Below are 18,232 nucleotides of genomic sequence, written 5' to 3'. Positions count from 1 at the left end.
GCCTAGAACAGCGCGTTGGCCAGGTTGCGGCGCCCGGCGATGACGTCGGGGTCGGCCGCGTCGAAGAGCTCGAAGAGCTCCACCAGCCGGGCGCGCACGGCGGCGCGCTCGTCGCCGGCGGTCCGCTTCACCAGAGAGATGAGGCGCTCGAAGGCACCCGCGACGTCCTGGCTGAGCAGCTGGACGTCCGCCGCGGCGAAGGCGGCCTCGACGTTGTCCGGGTCGGCATCGGCGGCCGCCACCGCGTCCGGGTTCTGTGCGGTGGCCCGGCTCAGGAAGGTGATCTGCCGGATCGCGCCCTTGGCTTCGGCATGCCCGGGGTCGGCGGCCAGGATCGCCTCGTACGCGGACTTGGCGGCCTCGAAGTCACCGGACTCGAGATGCGTGCGCGCGGCGGCGAGAGCCGGATCGACCTGCTCGGGCTCCTCGGAAGAACCGCCGGACAGCTTGCCCGCGGTGGCCTCGAGCAGCGAGTCGACCCACTTGCGCAGCTGCTCGGGCGGTTGCATGCCCTGGAAGTTCGACAGCGGCTGGCCCGCGGCCAGCGCGACGACGGTGGGGATGGCCTGCACTCCGAACGCCTGCGCAACGCGGGGCGTGGTGTCGGCGTCGACGGTCGCCAGGACCCATTTACCGGCGTCCTGGCCGGCGAACGCGCCGAGGGTCTCGGCCAGTTGCACCGAGGCGTCGCTGCGCGGCGACCACACCACCACGACGACGGGCACCTCGCCGGAGCGGATCAGCACCTCGGCCTCGAAGTTGGCCTCGGTGATCTCCACGGCGTTGGGAATGTTCGGCGGGGCGCCGCCCGCCGCGGCCGACTCGCCGGCCGGGCGTTTCAGGGCGGAAAGGTCGACGGCACCGGCCATCGAGGCCGCCGCCGCAAGACGCGAGGGATCAGAAGCGCGTGGCGGTGTCACGCAGACAAGTCTGTCACGTCGCCTCGGGCACCGGTCGACCTGCCGGGGTCCGATCGGACGTCCGCCCCGGAGCGCCCAGTTTGGCCGTCCGATCCGCCCATATGACGAAGATCACTGTGGCCAGCGGCACGATACTCGCCAGCAAAGCCCACACATAGGTCGGCAACGACCACTTGTAGGCGATACCGGCGAACAGCGCGACGGCCAGGAACGCGACAAAGATGCCGCCGTGCAGGGGTCCGAAGATCTTCACGCCGATCTCGGTCTGCGGGGTCCCGAGGTACTTGAAGTACATCCCGAGCAGCAGACCTACCCAGCTGACGGCCTCGGCGAGCGCCACCAGTCGAAATCGGCCGGCCGTCGTCCGGATGTCCAGAGTGCTAGTCGTCGCGGTGTTCACATCAGACATTGTGCCCATCCGCGACGCCAGCTACTACTCCGTGTAGTTGTCGCGGTCCCCCGCTCGCCGGTCAGCCGGCGCGCAATACCAGGGCGTCGCCCTGACCACCGGCGCCGCACAGCGCAGCAACGGCGTAGCCGTTACCGCGACGCTTGAGCTCCAGGGCGGCGTGCAGCACGATCCGCGCCCCCGACATCCCGATCGGGTGCCCGACGGCGATCGCGCCACCGTTGACGTTCACCTTCTCCGGGTCAACCCCGAGCTCCTTAGTCGAGGCCAGCGACACCGCGGAGAACGCCTCGTTGATCTCGATGACGTCCAGCTGGTCGACGGTGATTCCTTCGCGGCCGATGGCCTTCTTGATGGCGTTGGCCGGCTGCGACTGCAGCGTGGAGTCCGGTCCCGCGACCACGCCGTGGGCGCCGATCTCGCACAGCCAGTCCAGACCCAGCTCGGTGGCCTTGGCCTTGCTCATCACGACCACCGCGCAGGCACCGTCGGAGATCTGCGAGGCCGAGCCCGCGGTGATGGTGCCGTCCTTGCGGAATGCCGGCCGCAGGCCGCTGAGCGACTCCGCGGTGGTGTTGCCGCGGATGCCCTCATCTTCGGCGAACTCGATCGGGTCGCCCTTGCGCTGCGGGATCTGCACCGGGACCACCTCGTCGGCGAACACCCCGTCCTTCCAGGCCGCGGCCGCCTTCTGATGGCTCTTGGCGGCGTACTCGTCCTGCTCGGCGCGGGTGAACTTGTCGGTGTCGTTGCGCTGCTCGGTCAGCGCACCCATCGGCTGATCGGTGAACACGTCGTGCAGCCCGTCGTAGGCCAGGTGGTCCTTGACCGTCACGTCGCCGTACTTGTAGCCGGACCGCGAGTCCAGCAGCAGGTGCGGGGCCTGGGTCATGGACTCCTGGCCGCCGGCGACCACCACGTCGAACTCCCCGGCGCGGATCAACTGGTCGGCCATGGCGATGGCGTTGATGCCGGACAGACACATCTTGTTGATCGACAGCGCCGGCACGTCCCAGGGGATCCCCGCGCCGACGGCGGACTGCCGCGCGGGCATCTGCCCGGCGCCGGCGGTGAGCACCTGTCCCATGATCACGTACTGCACGGCCGATGGCTCGACACCGGCCTTTTCCAGCGCACCCTTGATCGCGATCGCGCCCAGGTCGGAACCGGAGAAATCCTTCAGCGCCCCGGAGAGCTTGCCGATCGGCGTGCGGGCTCCAGCAACGATCACTGATGTCGTCATGAGTTCCTCCAAGACAGGTCGCTCCGAGGCCGGTTGTGACCTGGGGCATATGCGCAGTTGTCGTCGCTAGGTTACCTTTGCGTTATGACTACCGACCAGGCTGATACCCGTCCCGCACTGGCCAGCGCCTTGGTGACGGCCATCGACCATGTCGGTATCGCCGTGCCGGACCTCGAGGCGGCCAAGAAGTGGTACCACGACCATCTGGGCATGATCGTGCTCCACGAGGAGGTCAACGAGGAGCAGGGCGTCATCGAGGCCATGCTCAGCGTCCGCGGCGCGCCGGTCGGCAGCGCCCAGATCCAGCTGCTGGCCCCGCTCAACGAGTCGTCGACCATCGCCAAGTTCATCGACAACCGCGGTCCGGGACTGCAGCAGCTCGCCTACCGGACCAGCGACATCGATGCCCTCTCCGAGCGGCTGCGCGAGCAGGGCGTCCGGCTGCTCTACGACGCCCCCCGTCGCGGCACCGCCGACTCCCGAATCAACTTCGTCCACCCCAAGGATGCCGGTGGCGTGCTGATCGAGCTCGTCGAGCCCGCCGCCGACGCACACTAGTCAGCCGCCTACCCCTACGACCATCTCCTGGTCGGTCCCCGGTTGGCTCTCTTGTCCCAACACGGCGTGTGCCAGTGCCGCCGATCCTCCACGGCACTCTCCCCCAGGTCGGCGGGCCACGCCAAGACGTGCGCGACACCGGGCCGAATCTCCTGATCACAGCCGGGGCACCGATAGGTCTTCGTCGCCCGGGCCGCCGTGACGACCCGCACCTCGTAGTCGTAGCCGTCGGCGCCGGTTTCGATGCGACGACCGCCCAGCGGCATTCCGAGCGGCCGGTGCGGCCCCTGCCGTTTGGCCGAGCGCCGATTGCGGGCCATCAGAACAGCCGGTACTCGTCGCTGTCGAGGCCCCGCATCTTGTCGTAATCCAAGGTCACACAACGAATTCCGCGATCCGTGGCCAGCGTGCGGGCCTGCGGTTTGATCTGCTGGGCCGCGAAGACCCCGCTGACGGGGGCAATCAGGCTGTCCCGGTTGAGCAGGTCCAGGTAACGCGTCAACTGCTCGACGCCGTCGATCTCCCCGCGCCGCTTCACCTCGACCGCGACGGTCTTGCCCTCCTCGTCACGGCAGAGCAGGTCCACCGGGCCGATCGCGGTCATGTACTCGCGGCGCACCAGGGTGTAGCCCACCCCGAGCAGGTCGACGTGCTCGGCCAACAACGCCTGCAGGTGCGCCTCGACTCCGTCCTTCACCAAACCCGGGTCCACCCCGAGCTCGTGTTCGCTGTCGTGCTCGATGTCCTCGATGGTGATCCGCAGCTGCTCGCCGGCTTTGTTCTCCACCACCCACACCGGCCGCTCGCCGCTGGTGTCCTCGGCGATCCAGCACGGGGGACTCATCCAGTTCAGTGGTTTATACGCCCGGTCGTCGGCGTGCACGCTGACCGAGCCGTCGGCCTTGATCAGCAGCAGCCGGCGCGCCGACGGCAGATGGGCCGTGAGCCGGCCGACATAGTCCACGGTGCACTGGGCGATCACGAGACGCACCCGACCAACCTTAGGGGGTACCGCCGCCGGCACTCCGGCACCACAACGCAACGCGTCATCTCAGGGGTAACCGTCCCCGTCGGTACTAGGCTGAAAAACCGATGAAAGCCAACGCGACGCTGGCGCAGCGACTGGGCCGCTTTCTGGAGCGCCTGACGCAAACCAGTGGCCGGTTACCGGAGACGTCCTCCTACGGCTCCTGGCTGCTCGGACACGTCGCCGAGGGCCCCCAACGACGCCGGGTCCGGATCCAGCTCATCCTGACGGCCTTCATCATGGTCACCAACCTGGTGGGGATGGCCGTCTCGATACTGCTGGTCACCGTCGCCTTCCCGGACCCCAGCGTGTTCGACGACGCACCGAGATGGTTGACGTTCGGAGTAGCTCCGGCTTATCTGACGCTCGCGCTCGGGGTGGGAACTGTATGGATCACGCGGAGCACGGTCAACGCGCTGCGCTGGGCCATCGAGGACGATGCCCCGACGCCGCACAACCTGCGTCAGACCTTCGTCGCACCGTGGCGGGTGGCCCTGGCGCACCTGGTGCTCTGGGGCGTGGGCACCATCATTCTCGCGGTCGGTTACGGGATCTACGACACCTTGTTCATCCCCCGCTTCCTGATCGCGATCGGCATCTGCGGCGTCATGGTCGCCACTTTCGCCTACCTGTTCACTGAGTTCGCGTTACGCCCGGTGGCCGCCCAGGCGCTCGAGGCCGGCGCGCCCCCGAAGCGGATCGCGCCGGGCATCATGGGCCGGATCATGACCGTGTGGATGGTCGGCGCCGGGGTACCGGTGGTCGGCATCGGCCTGATCGCGTTGTTCGTCCTGCTGCTGCGCAACCTCACCCAAACCCAGTTCGCCGTGGCGGTGCTCATTTCCTGTGCCGCGACATTGATTTTCGGATTCAGCCTGATGTGGGTGGCGGCCTGGATCACCGCCAGTCCGATCCGGGTGGTGCGCGCCGCGCTCCGACGGGTCGAAGAGGGCAACCTGGACACCAACCTGGTGGTGTTCGACGGCACCGAATTGGGCCAGTTGCAGCGCGGTTTCAACGCGATGGTCGCCGGCCTACGCGAACGCGAGCGGGTCCGTGACCTGTTCGGCCGGCACGTGGGACGCGAGGTGGCGGCGGCCGCCGAGGCTCGACAAGTGGACCTCGGCGGCGAAGAGCGGCACGCCGCAGTGCTTTTCGTCGACATCGTCGGTTCCACCACCTTGGTCACCTCCCGAGCGGCCACCGAGGTGGTGGCCTTGTTGAACCGTTTCTTCACGGTGGTCGTCGACGAAGTGAACGAGCACGGCGGGCTGCTCAACAAGTTCGAGGGCGACGGTTGCCTCGCGGTGTTCGGCGCCCCCAACGACCTCGACAGCCCGGAGGACGCCGCCCTGGCCACCGCCCGGGGCATCGCCACCCGCCTGTGCGAGGAGGTCCCCGGGATCGAGGCCGGCATCGGGGTCGCGGCCGGCACCGTCGTGGCCGGAAATGTCGGGGCACACGACCGTTTCGAGTACACCGTCATCGGCGCCCCGGTCAACGAGGCGGCCCGGCTGTGCGAGCTGGCGAAGACATCGCCGGGGCGGCTGCTGGCCTCCTCGGACACCGTGAACGGCGCCACCGACACCGAGCGGGCGTTGTGGACGCTCGGCGACGCGGTGACGCTGCGCGGTTACGAGGTGCCCACCCAGCTGGCCCGCCCGCGCTAGCGGTCACGGGCCGCGCGCAGCGCCTCGTCGACGGTGGGGAAGATGACTGCCCCCGCGCTGGGGCGGCCGGTCGGCATCACCCTGCGATCAGGGTCAACGAGGTAGCCTTCCTTGCCCGCTCGTTCCAATGATTCGCGCATCCCGGCCAGCATGCGCCGGGCCACGTCGTTGATGTCGTCGACGCGAGACAGTTCGAGGATCGCGACGTCGATCCCGTCGCTGTCGTGTTCGACGGTGCGCAGCGCCCGTTCGGCACCGGCGAACAGCAGGTCCCCGTGCAGTTCGTAGACCCGGACCCCGGGAGCGATGTCGTGGGTGGCCCGGATGGTCGAGCGTGATTCCCGGGTGACGGACATGACGTGCAAACCGAGTTGGGCCGACAGGCTCTGACAGGCGCGCAGACCGCGCACGCTGTTGCCGTTCCGGTCCAGCGGTGGCGAGTAGACGCCGATCCCCAGCTGGCTGGGCAACACCGCGATGATGCCGCCGCCCACACCGCTTTTCGCCGGCATGCCGACGGTGGTGGCCCACATGCCGGTCGCGTCGTACATGCCGCAGGTCATCATGACGCTCAGCGTCCGCTGCACCACGGCCGGCGACATCGCCCGAATGCCGCTGCCGGGGTTGACGCCCCCGCGCGCGAGCGTCGAGGCCATGCAGGCCAGGTCCGAGCTGGTGACCTTGATGGCGCACTGCCGGAAGTAGACGTCGAGGACCTCATCCGGGTCGCCGTCGAGCACCCCGAAACTCTGCAACATGTAGGCAATGGCCCGGTTCCGGCTGCCGGTCGTCTTCTCCGAGCGGTACACCTCCTCGTCGACGTCGAGGCGGCGACCGGCGCACACCGAGTAGAAGTCCAGCAGTCGGTCGAACCGCTCCGCCGGATCCGCGCCCGGGATCAGCGACACCGCAGCAATGGCACCGGCATTGATCATCGCGTTCTTCGGTGTTTTGGTCTGGTTGTCGACGCTGATCTCGTTGAACGGCTCTCCCGACGGCTCGACCCCGATCTTGGTGTCCACCGCGTCGGCGCCCACCTGGTCGAGCACCAGCGCGTAGGTGAACGGCTTCGAGATCGACTGGATGGTGAATTCCACTGCGCTGTCGCCGGTTTCGTAGACGTAGCCGTCGGACAGCTCGAGGGACAATCCGAACGACGACGGGTCGACGCTCGCGAGCTCCGGAATGTAGTGCGCCACCGCCCCGTCGGTGATGTCGGCATGCTCGGCGCGGATCTCGTCGAGGTACTTCTGCACCAATACCGACACGGTGACGAGTGTACTGCCCGGGGAGTGCCGGGGCAGTGCGCCGAGGAATCGCACGCAGGCGCTGGGCGCTCCGGCGGCCCGGGTGGGCCGGGTGGGCCGGGTGGGCCGGCCAAGAGATCGCGGACGCCATTTCCATCCCCAAGCCCGGAATTTACTGTAGATTAAACCGCACTGGCCTCGGTGTTGCGTGTGTCACGCACGGGACTGCCCGTGGCACCACACATGGCCACAGTGCCGCCGGCATGCCACGATGCAGGCTGGTCGACGGCACGGTCCGACCGAAGATGCACGAGGAGACGCCCTGTGACGACGACGCGTGTTCGCCCTCCCCTTGCCGGTGCGCGGGTGGGAGATCTTGCCTTCTGGCTGGCCAGCCCTGAAGATCGCGAAGAAAACATCTTCGCGCCGCTGCGCGCCGAACTTCCGGTCTCCTGGCAGCCGCCCGCCGAGGGCACCATGCCTGTGATCAATCCCGACGAGGACGGCTTCTGGGCCGTGACCGGTTATCACGAGCTCGCCGCGGTGTCCAAGGATCCGGCGACGTTCTGCAGCGGCCAGGGCATGATGTACGAGGACTTCCCGCCGGAGGCCTACGAGGCGATGGCATCGATCCTCGCGCTGGACGCACCTCGACACGTGAAGATCCGGACGCTGGTCTCGTCCGCATTCACCCCGAAACGCTTGCGCACCATCAGCGACCAGATCGCCGCCCAGGCCGCGGCGATCGTGACGGATCTGTCCCGCATCGAGTCGGGTGCATGCGACTTCGTCCAACACGTCTCCTCGCGACTCCCGTTGTGGACCATCTCCGAGATGGTCGGCATCCCGGCCGAACACCGTGACGAGATGATCGACGCCGCGATCAAGATCAACGGCTTCCAGGATCCGGAGATCAACCAAGGCCGCGACCCCGCCGAGGTCCAGGCCGAGGCCGCCATGTACCTGCACGGCCTCGCCCAGAACATCGCCGAGCAGCGTCGCGTCGACCCGCAGGACGACCTGATGACCAACCTGGTCCAGGCCGAGGTCGACGGCGAGAAGCTCACCCAGATGGAGATTTCGTCGTTCTTCCTGCTGCTGTGCGTCGCGGGCAGCGACACCACCCGCAACACCATCAGCGTGGCGATGCACGCCCTGACGAACCATCCGGAACAGCGCAAGCTCGTCCAGGACGACCTGGACGGGATGCTGCCCGCCGCAATCGAGGAATTCCTGCGCTGGGCCAGCCCGGTGATGACCATGCGCCGCACCGCCACCCGCGACGTCGAACTCGCCGGCATGGACATCCTGGAGGGCGACAAGGTGGTCCTGTTCTACCCCGCGGCGAACTTCGATGAGCGGGTGTTCCCCGATGCGCGTACCTTCGACATCCGGCGGCGGCCCAATCACCACTTCGCGTTCGGCGGCGGCGGGCCCCACTACTGCCTCGGAGCCCAGCTGGCCCGACACCAGCTCAGGTCGATGTTCACCGAATTGTTGACCCGGGTCCCCGACCTCGAGGTCGGCGAACCCGAATACGAACTGAACACCATCATCCGCGCCGTGAAGCGGATGCCGTGCACCTTCACGCCCACAACCCGCTAGGAGTAACCATGACCCGCACCCCCGCACAACTGGCCACCCAAATGGTCGAGGCCTTCGGAAAACCCGACGACATCGTCGCCGTGCTCGCCGACGACGTGACGTGGTGGATCACCCCGACCATCCCACCGGAGATCATGCAGAGCGTCAGCACCGGAAAAGAGGTCATCCGCGGCAACATGCAGCGAGTCTTCAGCAACCTCTACAACGGCGAGACCATGCAGACCACCGTGCACAGTGCCTATGGGGAAGGCAATCTCGGCACCGTGCGGTTCACCCTGAGCGGCGAGTTCACCAACGGTGGCAAGTACGCGAATGAATACTGCGTATGCGTCGAGACCCGCGGTGACGAGATCATCAAGGTGTGGGAGTACGTCGACGCGGCTCACGCTGTCATCCAAGCGCAGGCCGCAGGCATCGAGATCACGCCGGCCGGGGCACCTTGATCGGCACGCGGGCACAGGTCCACGAGGTACTCCTCGCCGAGCGCAAGCTCAGTACCGACGACTACTGGGCCGCGGCCGCGCACGCGCCGAAGCCGAGTTCGCCGAGGTGCCGGCGCGCCACGGCTTTTCATCGCTAACCAACAAGTAGACAGGTCAGATGACAGCCAAGGACGAAACCAACCCGGTCAGCGTCGAGGTCGACGGTGGCGTCGCGCAGGTCCGGCTCAACCGGCCCGACAAACTGAATGCGCTCGACCACTCGATGTTCCACGGTTTGGTCGATGTGGGACAGTCCCTCGCCACGGACGAATCCGTCCGAGCGGTCGTGCTGGCCGGTGCCGGGCGCGCATTCTGCGCGGGGCTCGATTTCTCCCAGTTCGCGCAGATGTCTCAGAGCTCCGGGGCCGAGGTGATCGTGGTCGGTGACACCCGCCTCGGCGGCGCCCGCGCGCTCGGCCAGCAGGCGGTGCGGGTCTGGTCCCAACTCCAGGTGCCGGTGATCGCCGCGGTCCACGGCGTGGCATTCGGTGGTGGCCTGCAGGTCGCGCTCGGCGCCGACATCCGCATCGTCGCGCCCACCGCCGAGCTGTCCGTGATGGAGATCGTCTGGGGCCTGATCCCCGATATGGCCGGCACCCAGTTGCTTCCGGAACTCGTGGGCCGCGACGTCGCCAAGGAGCTGACCTTCACCGGCCGAAAGGTCCGCGGCGACGAGGCGGCGCGGCTGGGTTTGGCCACGCGCACCGCCGACGACCCGATCTCGACAGCCACCGAACTGGCTCGGGAGATCGCCCAGCACGACCGTAATGCGTTGCGGGAGGCGAAGAAACTGCTGGACATGGCCGGTCGGGTGGACCTCGCGGAGGGCTTGGACGCCGAGCAGGACTCGGTGGCGGGGCTGCTGGCCGATCCCGGCTTCGCCGCCGCCGTCCGCGCCCGTCTGGACAGTGTCAAACCGCGACGGTAGTACCGCGGCGGTGCTCCTGGCTCAGTTGCCGCGGTAGCGTGCGAACGCCGCGGCGAACGCTTCCAGCTCCCGGCGGATGTCGGGTCCGGCGGGCTGGAAAGCCACCTCAGTTCCGCCCCTTTGCTCAACCTGTCGGAACTGGTCCACCCAGTCCCCCGCCTTCTTCGCTAGGCCCCACTCCGCCAGCCTCGTCCCGGTGACGTAGGGCTTGTCCTGTTCATTGAGGTGCACCAAGTGACCATGGTGCATCGCCAGATGCCTTCGCTCCGCGGGGATTCCCGCGTAGCCCTGCAACCAGAGCGCTTCCTCGTCGGCGGGCAGTTGCCCGGTGGTGTGCAGGAAGTGCAGCAACACCCCGCCCGCATGGCCGGCCGCGGCCAGGACCCGCTCGGACTCCGGGCTCTCGTCGTCCTCGAGCACCGTGCCCAACGTCAACACGACACTCCAGTCGAAGCCGGGAATCGGTGCCCGGGTGGAGAAGACACCGCTGCCCAGCCGGCGCGCCACGGCCTGACCCTTCGGCCCGTCGGCGGCGAACACGAACGGCACGCTGATCGGTCGCTCGGGCGCCAACCCCGGGGAGTGCAGCAGTTGCACCGCCGCGCCGTCCCAGCTCACCACCTCCCCGCGGAGCAGGCCCTGCACCGTCTCGACGTACCGCTCCACGTCCCGCCAGCGCATCGGCGGTTGTCCCATCGCCACCCGCGACGTGAAACCGGTCCCCACTCCCACGCATAACCGGTCGGGCCGGCGACATCGACCAGCGTCGCGATCGCCGAGGCGGTCGTCAGGGGGTGGCGGTTGCTGGGCACCATCACGCCGGTGCCCAGACCGATCCGGTCGGTGCGCTCGGCGGCCTGGCACATCCGCACCCATACGTCGGAGTAAAGGGCCGGCGAGTCGTAGAACCACGCGCGGGCGTAGCCGAGGTCTTCGGCGATCCGTGCGTATTCGGCGCTGCGCGCCTCAGGCACCAGGACACACGACATGGTCAACGTCATTTCGTAAATCCCTCTCCGGCCGAGGTTTTCGCTCCGCCTTGCCACAGGGTAGCCCACCCGCAGGTGTCGGCGCCGAGAAAATCGACTCGCGATTAAAGGAGACCGAGGGCCGCCTAAGGAGGCGTTCAACTGGGGTTTCTTCGTAGTGCGTGCGCACCGAGAGCGCATTTGGCGCGGTGGTACGAAGTAAGATAGAAAAATGGCTCGGCGGAAAAGCAATGGCTCAGCGACATCCACTCTGTTGGATGACGCCGAACAGGTCACGGAGTCCAAGTCCGCACAGACGCGCGCCAAGATTCTCGACGCTGCCGCCCACGTGCTCAGCGTGCGGGGTTATGCCGGGCTGCGCCTGACCGACGTCGCGGCGGAGGCCGAGATCCAGGCGCCGGCAATCTACTACTACTACCCCTCCCGCGATGCGCTCATCGAAGAGGTGATGTGGGCCGGAATCGCCGATATGCGCGAACACGTCACGGCCGCGCTCGCCGATCTGCCCGACGGCACCCCGCCGCTGGACCGCTTGGACACCGCTGTGGCGACCCACCTGCGGCACGCCTTGGAGATCTCGCACTACACCACCGCCTCCATCCGCAACGCCGGACAGGTCCCGTTGGCCATCCGTAAACGTCAGATCCGCGAGGAGGAGCGGTACGGCGAGGTTTGGCGCAACCTCATCAACGAGTTGGCCCGCGAGGGGCAATTGCGGCCCGAGTTGGACCTGTACATCGCGCAGATGCTGGTCCTGGGCTCGTTGAACTGGGCGGTGGAATGGTGGGACCCGCGCCGCGGCTCGTTGGAGGCCGTGGTCGCCAATGCGCAGAGTGTGATCCGGCACGGGCTCGCCGTCGCCGACTAGCGACGCGACGACGACGGGAGCCCGTGCCGCCGAGCCCTATCGGCCCGGCGGCACCAACATCGATTCCCAGGTCTGCTCGCCGAGCACGGGTCGGGCCAGATTCGACTGCGTGTAGAGCTTCCCGTCCGGACCGACATAGGTACCGGTCGCAGGATCGTACTGGGGAGCCGGGATCGACGCCGGAGCCTCCTGCCCGGGCCGCAACTGTGGGACGGCCTGGCCCGACAGCGTGGCGTTCGGATCGCCCTTCCAGTTCAGCCCCTCGTTGAGCGGCACGTACTGCTCGTCGCTCTCACAGAGCTGCGCGGTCGGAGCGCGCTTCCCAGGAGCGTTGAGACACGGGATGTTTCGAGCCCCACGCACCGCCAACACCTGGGAATCCTGCGGCACCCGACAGTAGACGTCGCCCTCGGGCAGGTCCGGCGCATCGGTATGTGCCGCCGGGCGGCGTTGCTGCACCGGGAGATAGCCGGTGTTGCAGGGGGGCGGCAGATTCAGGTTGAGGTTGAAGTCGAGATAGGCGCCCTTGTAGTCCTGTCTGGTGTCGCGGTTCGCAATGCCTGCGGCCTGAAGGGAGGCGACGCTGGCCGGCAGCACCACGAGAATCTGCTCGATGCCGGCGTTGTAGGTGAGCGCAACCTCGCCCACACTCACCAGGTTCGCCAGCAGCACCGGAAGGGTGGGATTCACGCGGTCGAACAACGCGCGGCCCTGATCGGCGGCCCCGGCACCCCGGTCCAGGAACTTCCGCACGTCGGAATCGTGATTTTTCACCTGGTCGGCCAGGTTGGCGACATTGCGGGCCCACGCGGCAATCGAATCCGAGGAATCGACTTGCGAGTTGAGCACCGGTCCCGATTCATCGATGAGCGTGGTCAGGGAATCGAGATCCCTTCGGGCGTCGATCGCCAACGAGGTGCTGCCGTCCACCAGCCGTGCCAGGTCCGGGCCCAGGCCCCCGAAGGCGACATAACCCTCGTCCACCGCGGTCTTGAGGTTGTCGCGCGGAATCGCTTGCAGCCCCTTGTTTGTCGCATCGACAAGCTCGTTGATGTCCGGTGGCACCGTGACGTTGTCGCGGGTGATGACGTCGTCACCCTTGAGCGGCGCGGACCCGCCGTCCCGAGGGAGCAACGCCACGAACTGTTCGCCCACCGCCGATTGGCTGTGTACCTCGGCCCGCAGGTCCGAGGGAATGTCGACTCCCGAATTCAGCGAGAGCACCGCTTCGACTCCGGTGTCGGTCAACCGGACGTCGTCGACCCGGCCCACCTTGGTACCGCGATAGGTGACGTTGCCGCCCTTGTACAGCCCGGCGGCTTCCGGCAGCTCGACCGTGACCGCGTAGCGGCCAATTCCGAACATGGCCGGCACGTTGATGTATCCGAAGATCATCACCGCGCCCGCCACCACCGAGACGACGGCAAAGACCGTCAGCTGCATCCGAATTCGACGAGTGAGGTGCATTGATTACGGTCCTTGATCGGCCTGGTAGGGAACGACGAGGGGGTTGCCCGCGGTGTACGGGCTGGGGGTCTGGCCGATGGTCCGGCCCCACTGGAGCTCGAGCTTGGTGAGATCACCCTCCCAACGTGTCCCTGTGAAGAAGCCGGTGTCGATGCGGCTCAGCGTCAGGTCGATGATGGCGGTGAGGTTCGCGTAGTCACCGCGGAACATGTTCGCCGCCGTCTCTTTGGCCCACGGGTACGTGGTCAACAGACTCAGGGAGCGGGTCATGTCCGGCCCCGCGTTGGCCAAGGCCTCCAACACCGGCCCGAGGTCCTCGAGCTCGGCGACCAACGCCTCCTTGCTCTGGCTCACGGCCTGATTGGCGACGGCACTGAACTGGCCCAGCTTGTCCGCTGCGTCGGCGAGGATCTCGCGCTGGTCGCTCAGGACCGTCAGAGCATCCGGAACCGTGGCCAACGCCTTGTTCACCACCGGTTTCCGGTCGGCAACCTGGCCGGCCAGGTTGTTCAGGCTGTCGGTAGCCGCGATGATGTCGTCGGTTTGGGAATTGAGCCGCGTCATGAACGTGTCGAACTGGCTGATGAGCTCGCGCAGGTCATGTTCTCGCCCGGTGAATGCGGTGCTCAGGGCGGTGGTGATGTCCTGCAGCTTGCCCACGCCGCCGCCGTTGAGCAGCAGCGACAACGCCGAGAGCGTCTGTTCCGTGTTGGGGTATGCAGCACCGGACGCCAGGGGCAGCACGTCGCCCTCACTCAACCGCCCTTGCGGATCGGCCGGGGCGGCAAGCTCGATGTGGGTGGACCCGAGCAGGCTCGTCTGGCCGACCTTGGCCGTGGTGTTCGCCGGCAGATCGACGTCGCCGTCGAGCCTGATGGTGAGCAGGGCGTGCATGTTCTGCAGTTCGATCTTGGTCACGGTGCCCACGTTCACGTCACCCACTCGAACGCGTGAGTTCTCCTGCACCGTCGAGACATCGGGCAGCTGAGCCTGGATCGTGTAGGAGCCTGGTCCGCCGCCCTTCGTTCCCGGCATCGGGATCGAGTTGAGACCGCGCCACGACCCGCACCCGGTCACCAACATGAGCATCGTCACGGCTGCGAGTAGGACGGTCACCCGGCCTCGAATCTTCGCATCCATCAGGACCCTCCTTCCTGCGGGACCATCAGCCCGGAGAGCCCCAGATTCGGATCGGTCGAGGTCGCTTCGGCGGCGTGCGACACGGCATCCGCGGCCGCGGGCTCTGGCGCCGGCGCCGGATTCGGACGGAAGTCCGGGCGCAGCCAATCCTCGCTGTAGGTGATCTCGTTCGGCCGTGCCGAGGCCCCCACGAAGGGGTTCACGCCGAACGGCGGGAAGTTGTACTGCCGGTTCTTCACAATCGGTGCCAGGTACTGCACGCACAGTTTGGCCGACTCCTCGGCGCCCAACCGCGAGGCCGCCTGGATGGCGCCGCAGAGGAACGAGATCGGATCGGCGAAGTTGTTGACCGCCAACGCGCCGGTCAGCGAGGCCTGGGCGGGTTGGTAGATGTTGTAGAAGTTCTGCAGCGTGTTCGGGCTGACGTGGAAGAACTGCTTCACATCTTCGATGCTCTCGTTGAGCGCGGTCGTGACCGACGCCATCTTGTCGGTTCCGGTGCCGATCGCCTCCCGGTTCTCCTCGAGGAATCCGGTGACGTCGTCGACGGCCACGGCGAGGTCCTGGAGCGCCGAACCCACCTCGTTGGGGTCGTTGGCCAGCAGGCCGGTCGCAGAGGCGAGATTGCCGTTCAGCTGACGCATCAGATCGGTGCTGTCGCGCAGGGCGGACACCACCAGGGACACGTTCTTCATGGAGGTGAACAGGTCGTCGCTGTGGTCGCCCAGAACCGACATGGCCGCGCCCAGCTTGACGACGGTCTGCCGGATGTCCGAGCCCTGACCGCGGAGGTTGTCGGCGGTGGTATTGACGAACGCACCGAGCGTGCTCACTCCCCCCGGTTCGGTCGGTTGCAAAGAGTCGGTGAGCTTTTCGAGTTGATCGCGCAGGTCGTCCCACTCCACCGGCACCGCCGTGCGTTCCAGGGGTATCACCGCCTGGTCCTGCAGAACGGGTCCGCCGGTGTAGACGGGCGTGAGTTCGATCGACCGCGCGGTCACCAGCTGCGGGGACAGGATGACGGCGCGGGCGTCGGCCGGCACCTGGTACTTGTCCTGCACCCAGAAAACGATCTTGGCTCGGTCTGCCTCCGGCTCGATGCTGTCGATCTCCCCCACCGGCACTCCGAGGATGCGCACTTCGTCGCCGGGATAGACGCCGTTGCTGTTCTCGAAGTAGGCGGTGAAATGCGTGCGGCCGCTCGCTCCGTAGCCACGCAGCACGACGAACATTGCGGCCAACAGAACGGCCACCAAAACGACTGCGAGAGCGGTGCTTCGACGTCGGTACGTTCGCGTCACGGGGCGGCCTCCGGCGGTGGTGGTGGGATCGACGGTCCGGGCGCGCCCGGCTCTCCCGGCGCCAGTACGACAGTCGGTTGTTTCGGCTCGTACTCGCTGGCCATGTTCGGCGGCGCGGCCGCCGGCGGGCCGGGGGCGGGCCCGCCCGGTGGCGGCGCGGGCAGGGGCTCGCGATACGGGTAGCGCGGGTCCCCAGGTTTGCCGGTGATCGCATCCGGCAGGGTCATGCGGTGCTCGCCGCCCTGCCCGGTGCGGGGGTAGGGCACGGGTAGCGCGGGTGTGCCGGGTTGGCCCACCTGCGGATCGATTCGCTCCGTGGGAGCCAACACATTCGGGTCGAGCCCGAGGTCCGAGAACGCCGCGTCGATGAACGGCTGCACGAACTGCCCCGGCAGCAGGTTCACGATGTAGGCCTTGAAGAACGGCCCCGACGCGACCGATTCGCCGAGTTGCAGGATGTACTTGTTGAACAGCTTGAGACTCTTCTGGAGTCGCTCACGGCGGTTGTCGACGATGGTGAGCACGCCGTTGAGCTTGTCCAGCGCCGGCCGCAACTGGCTGCGGTTCTCGGCGACCAGTCCCGATACCTGCCGGGAAAACGCCGAGATGTCACCGGAGATCTGGTCGAGGGCGACGCTCTGTTGCTGCAGCGCCACCAGCAGTGAGTTGGTATTTCTGATCAGCGCGGCGATCTGGTCGCTGCGCTCGCCCAGCACGCCGGTGACCTGGCGCGCGCTGGCGAGCAGTTCCCGCAGTTCGCCGTTGCGACGGTCGATCGTCTCGGAGAACATCGAAAGTCCCTGCACGGCTTCCCGGACGTCGGGCGGCGTGCTCTGAAATGTCTCGGCCAGCGTGGCCAGCGAGTCCGACACCTGGGTGGTGTTCAGGCCGCTGATGGTCGTGGCGAGATCGCCGAGCGCGTCCGGCAGTTCGTACGGGGAGGTCGTGCGGTCGACCGGGATGGCGTCGTCCAGTTTCCCGTCGCCGCGGGTGGTGACGTCAACGAACTTGGATCCGAGCAGGCTCTTGGTCTTGATCGCCGCCTCGCTGCGGTCGCCGAGTCGGATCTTCCGGTCCACCTCGAAGGTCACCCGGACCTGGGTGCCTTCCAGTTCGATGCTGGACACCTTTCCAGACCGCACCCCGGCCACCTGGACGGGCGCTCCGGTACGTAGGCCACCGATCTGGGAGAAGTAGGCCGTGTACTCGTTGTCCATCCAGAAGCCGAGCTTGTCGTATTGCAATGCCCCGACCACCAGACCCGCGGCCATCAGGGTGCCGACGGCTCCGACGGTTACGCGGTTGCGTTCAGCGAAGGGTTTCATTTGGGTTCACACCGCCCGGTGTCTTGACCGGCCACCTTCACATACACCGGTTGCCCGCCCTTTCCGTTCAACTTCAAGACCACATCGCACATGTAGAAGCTGAAGAAGTCGCCGTAGATGCCTTGTCGGGAGATCAGCTGGTGGACGTCGGGCAGCGTGTTGAGCAGGTCGTCGAAGTACTCGTGGTCGGCAACCACGAGGCCCGCGGTGCGGTCCGTCTGCTCCACCACTCGCTGCAGCGGCGGACGCGCCTGAGCCAACAGGTCCGCGATGGTGCCGGCGGCACCGTCGATGTGCGCAACCGCGTTGCTGAGGTCGGCCTTGCGCGCGTTGAGCCCCTCGATCAGCTGCGAGAGAGAGTCGATGGACTCGTCGAGCTTCTCACTTTCACTGGCGAACGAACCCAGCACGGTGTTCAGGTTGGTGATGACGTCTCCGATGAGTTGGTCGCGGTCGGCGAGCGTCATCGTCACCTGCGCGGTCTGCTGCAGCAGCGATCCGATGGTGGCGCCCTGGCCCTGGAACGCCTGAATCAGCTGGCTTGACAACGCGTTGACCTGATCGGGATTCAGTGCCCGGAACAACGGCCGAAACCCGCCGATGAGCGCGTCGAGATCGAGTGCGGGCGCGGTCCGCTCCACCGGGATGGTCGCGCCGGGTTCCAACGGCTGGACGCTTCCGGCTGCGGGTTCCAGGCTCAGGTAGCGGCCACCGATCATGTCGGCCCACCGAATGGCCGCCCGGGTCCCGTCCGTCAGGACGACGGAGTCGGCGGTGGAGAACTCGACGTGGGCCCTGCCCTCCTCGCCGACCTCGATGGATTTCACCTTGCCCACTTCAACGCCGGCGATGCGCACGAACTCGCCGCGCTCCAGGCCACTCGCGTCGATGAACTCGGCCCGGTACACCTTCTCGCTGTAGAACCGCAGCTCGGCGAAGATCATCAGCAGGGCGAAGGTCCCCATGGCGCACACGACGAGAAAGGCGGCCAATCGCCAGGTGGCGCCGCTCAGGTTGTCTTTCAACGCACTTCCTTTTGCGGGTCGAAGTCGG

Annotated in this window: 19 protein-coding genes; 6 read left to right on the top strand and 13 right to left on the bottom strand. The window is 67.1% G+C overall.

All coding sequences use genetic code 11. The annotated features are described in order from the left end of the window. Window positions 1-2: 2 nt before the first annotated feature. The 3 genes from R2K23_RS06875 to R2K23_RS06865 form a co-directional block, all read right to left on the bottom strand. Complete coding sequence (locus tag R2K23_RS06875) at window positions 3-920, bottom strand: co-chaperone YbbN (RefSeq protein ID WP_396893182.1); 918 nt, start codon at window positions 918-920, stop codon at window positions 3-5. A 13-nt stretch (window positions 921-933) separates the two neighbouring features. Beyond that, window positions 934-1,329 carry a DUF3817 domain-containing protein gene (locus R2K23_RS06870; protein ID WP_316515480.1) on the bottom strand — a complete coding sequence of 132 codons (396 nt, stop codon included), beginning with the start codon at window positions 1,327-1,329 and terminating at the stop codon, window positions 934-936. Window positions 1,330-1,390: 61 nt separating this feature from the next. After that, entirely contained in the window at window positions 1,391-2,572 is a 1,182-nt protein-coding gene (locus R2K23_RS06865) for an acetyl-CoA C-acetyltransferase (protein WP_316515479.1), read from the bottom strand. A gap of 84 nt (window positions 2,573-2,656) precedes the next feature. Here R2K23_RS06865 and mce point away from each other — a divergent pair, with 84 nt between their 5' ends. Continuing rightward, entirely contained in the window at window positions 2,657-3,130 is a 474-nt protein-coding gene (gene mce / locus R2K23_RS06860) for a methylmalonyl-CoA epimerase (RefSeq protein ID WP_316515477.1), read from the top strand. A 14-nt stretch (window positions 3,131-3,144) separates the two neighbouring features. On the opposite strand, the gene R2K23_RS06855 is transcribed toward mce, so the two are convergent. Beyond that, window positions 3,145-3,450 (bottom strand): hypothetical protein, encoded by a 306-nt coding sequence (locus tag R2K23_RS06855; protein WP_396893179.1) that lies wholly within the window; start codon window positions 3,448-3,450, stop codon window positions 3,145-3,147. After that, window positions 3,450-4,121 (bottom strand): endonuclease NucS, encoded by a 672-nt coding sequence (nucS, locus tag R2K23_RS06850; protein ID WP_316515476.1) that lies wholly within the window; start codon window positions 4,119-4,121, stop codon window positions 3,450-3,452. Before nucS ends, R2K23_RS06855 begins: the two co-directional genes overlap by 1 nt. 101 nt (window positions 4,122-4,222) lie before the next feature. On the opposite strand from nucS, the gene R2K23_RS06845 reads away from it, so the two are divergent. Next, window positions 4,223-5,827, top strand: coding sequence for an adenylate/guanylate cyclase domain-containing protein (locus R2K23_RS06845; protein ID WP_316515475.1), 1,605 nt, complete (start codon window positions 4,223-4,225; stop codon window positions 5,825-5,827). Here R2K23_RS06845 and glsA read toward each other — a convergent pair. Further along, on the bottom strand, window positions 5,824-7,095 hold the full coding sequence (gene glsA, locus R2K23_RS06840; RefSeq protein WP_316515473.1) for a glutaminase A: 1,272 nt from the start codon (window positions 7,093-7,095) through the stop codon (window positions 5,824-5,826). The genes R2K23_RS06845 and glsA overlap by 4 nt on opposite strands. Window positions 7,096-7,440: 345 nt before the next feature. On the opposite strand from glsA, the gene R2K23_RS06835 reads away from it, so the two are divergent. The 3 genes from R2K23_RS06835 to R2K23_RS06825 all read left to right on the top strand — a co-directional run bounded on the left by R2K23_RS06835 (window position 7,441) and on the right by R2K23_RS06825 (window position 10,089). After that, window positions 7,441-8,679 carry a cytochrome P450 gene (locus tag R2K23_RS06835; RefSeq protein ID WP_316515472.1) on the top strand — a complete coding sequence of 413 codons (1,239 nt, stop codon included), beginning with the start codon at window positions 7,441-7,443 and terminating at the stop codon, window positions 8,677-8,679. 8 nt (window positions 8,680-8,687) lie between these two features. Then, on the top strand, window positions 8,688-9,122 hold the full coding sequence (locus R2K23_RS06830) for a nuclear transport factor 2 family protein (protein ID WP_316515470.1): 435 nt from the start codon (window positions 8,688-8,690) through the stop codon (window positions 9,120-9,122). Between the two features lie 157 nt (window positions 9,123-9,279). Beyond that, window positions 9,280-10,089, top strand: coding sequence for a crotonase/enoyl-CoA hydratase family protein (locus R2K23_RS06825; RefSeq protein WP_316515467.1), 810 nt, complete (start codon window positions 9,280-9,282; stop codon window positions 10,087-10,089). 21 nt (window positions 10,090-10,110) lie between these two features. Here R2K23_RS06825 and R2K23_RS06820 read toward each other — a convergent pair whose 3' ends face one another. Beyond that, window positions 10,111-10,785: an LLM class flavin-dependent oxidoreductase gene (locus tag R2K23_RS06820; RefSeq protein ID WP_316515464.1), complete on the bottom strand. Its 675-nt coding sequence runs from the start codon at window positions 10,783-10,785 to the stop codon at window positions 10,111-10,113. Further along, window positions 10,704-11,090 carry an LLM class flavin-dependent oxidoreductase gene (locus R2K23_RS06815; protein ID WP_316515462.1) on the bottom strand — a complete coding sequence of 129 codons (387 nt, stop codon included), beginning with the start codon at window positions 11,088-11,090 and terminating at the stop codon, window positions 10,704-10,706. The genes R2K23_RS06820 and R2K23_RS06815 overlap by 82 nt, the downstream gene beginning before the upstream one ends. 241 nt (window positions 11,091-11,331) lie before the next feature. On the opposite strand from R2K23_RS06815, the gene R2K23_RS06810 reads away from it, so the two are divergent. After that, window positions 11,332-11,946 (top strand): TetR/AcrR family transcriptional regulator, encoded by a 615-nt coding sequence (locus R2K23_RS06810; protein ID WP_316515460.1) that lies wholly within the window; start codon window positions 11,332-11,334, stop codon window positions 11,944-11,946. A 36-nt stretch (window positions 11,947-11,982) separates the two neighbouring features. Here the strand turns inward: R2K23_RS06810 and R2K23_RS06805 are convergent, their stop codons facing one another. From R2K23_RS06805 to R2K23_RS06785, 5 genes are all read right to left on the bottom strand, one after another. Next, window positions 11,983-13,413, bottom strand: coding sequence for an MlaD family protein (locus R2K23_RS06805; RefSeq protein ID WP_316515458.1), 1,431 nt, complete (start codon window positions 13,411-13,413; stop codon window positions 11,983-11,985). Window positions 13,414-13,416: 3 nt separating this feature from the next. Next, window positions 13,417-14,553 carry an MCE family protein gene (locus tag R2K23_RS06800; protein WP_316515456.1) on the bottom strand — a complete coding sequence of 379 codons (1,137 nt, stop codon included), beginning with the start codon at window positions 14,551-14,553 and terminating at the stop codon, window positions 13,417-13,419. Further along, window positions 14,553-15,785 (bottom strand): MCE family protein, encoded by a 1,233-nt coding sequence (locus R2K23_RS06795; RefSeq protein ID WP_396893543.1) that lies wholly within the window; start codon window positions 15,783-15,785, stop codon window positions 14,553-14,555. Before R2K23_RS06795 ends, R2K23_RS06800 begins: the two co-directional genes overlap by 1 nt. 65 nt (window positions 15,786-15,850) lie before the next feature. Beyond that, window positions 15,851-17,179, bottom strand: coding sequence for an MCE family protein (locus tag R2K23_RS06790; protein WP_316515453.1), 1,329 nt, complete (start codon window positions 17,177-17,179; stop codon window positions 15,851-15,853). After that, on the bottom strand, window positions 17,176-18,204 hold the full coding sequence (locus R2K23_RS06785; RefSeq protein ID WP_316515452.1) for a virulence factor Mce family protein: 1,029 nt from the start codon (window positions 18,202-18,204) through the stop codon (window positions 17,176-17,178). Before R2K23_RS06785 ends, R2K23_RS06790 begins: the two co-directional genes overlap by 4 nt. Between the last annotated feature and the right edge of the window lie 28 nt (window positions 18,205-18,232).

It is taken from the genome of Mycolicibacterium sp. MU0050 (genome assembly GCF_963378085.1).
Lineage (GTDB): Bacteria > Actinomycetota > Actinomycetes > Mycobacteriales > Mycobacteriaceae > Mycobacterium > Mycobacterium wendilense.
The sequence above is the reverse complement of the archived record's forward strand: the minus strand, read 5'-3'. Positions and strand labels throughout refer to the sequence as shown.

Coding starts and splice junctions, on each gene's coding strand:
- R2K23_RS06870 (WP_316515480.1), bottom strand. CDS start 1,329: ATGTCTGATGTGAACACCGCGACGACTAGCACTCTGGACATCCGGACG.
- R2K23_RS06865 (WP_316515479.1), bottom strand. CDS start 2,572: ATGACGACATCAGTGATCGTTGCTGGAGCCCGCACGCCGATCGGCAAG.
- mce (WP_316515477.1), top strand. CDS start 2,657: ATGACTACCGACCAGGCTGATACCCGTCCCGCACTGGCCAGCGCCTTG.
- R2K23_RS06855 (WP_396893179.1), bottom strand. CDS start 3,450: ATGGCCCGCAATCGGCGCTCGGCCAAACGGCAGGGGCCGCACCGGCCG.
- R2K23_RS06845 (WP_316515475.1), top strand. CDS start 4,223: ATGAAAGCCAACGCGACGCTGGCGCAGCGACTGGGCCGCTTTCTGGAG.
- R2K23_RS06830 (WP_316515470.1), top strand. CDS start 8,688: ATGACCCGCACCCCCGCACAACTGGCCACCCAAATGGTCGAGGCCTTC.
- R2K23_RS06825 (WP_316515467.1), top strand. CDS start 9,280: ATGACAGCCAAGGACGAAACCAACCCGGTCAGCGTCGAGGTCGACGGT.
- R2K23_RS06820 (WP_316515464.1), bottom strand. CDS start 10,785: ATGGGACAACCGCCGATGCGCTGGCGGGACGTGGAGCGGTACGTCGAG.
- R2K23_RS06815 (WP_316515462.1), bottom strand. CDS start 11,090: ATGACGTTGACCATGTCGTGTGTCCTGGTGCCTGAGGCGCGCAGCGCC.
- R2K23_RS06805 (WP_316515458.1), bottom strand. CDS start 13,413: ATGCACCTCACTCGTCGAATTCGGATGCAGCTGACGGTCTTTGCCGTC.
- R2K23_RS06800 (WP_316515456.1), bottom strand. CDS start 14,553: ATGGATGCGAAGATTCGAGGCCGGGTGACCGTCCTACTCGCAGCCGTG.
- R2K23_RS06795 (WP_396893543.1), bottom strand. CDS start 15,785: ATGTTCGTCGTGCTGCGTGGCTACGGAGCGAGCGGCCGCACGCATTTC.
- R2K23_RS06790 (WP_316515453.1), bottom strand. CDS start 17,179: ATGAAACCCTTCGCTGAACGCAACCGCGTAACCGTCGGAGCCGTCGGC.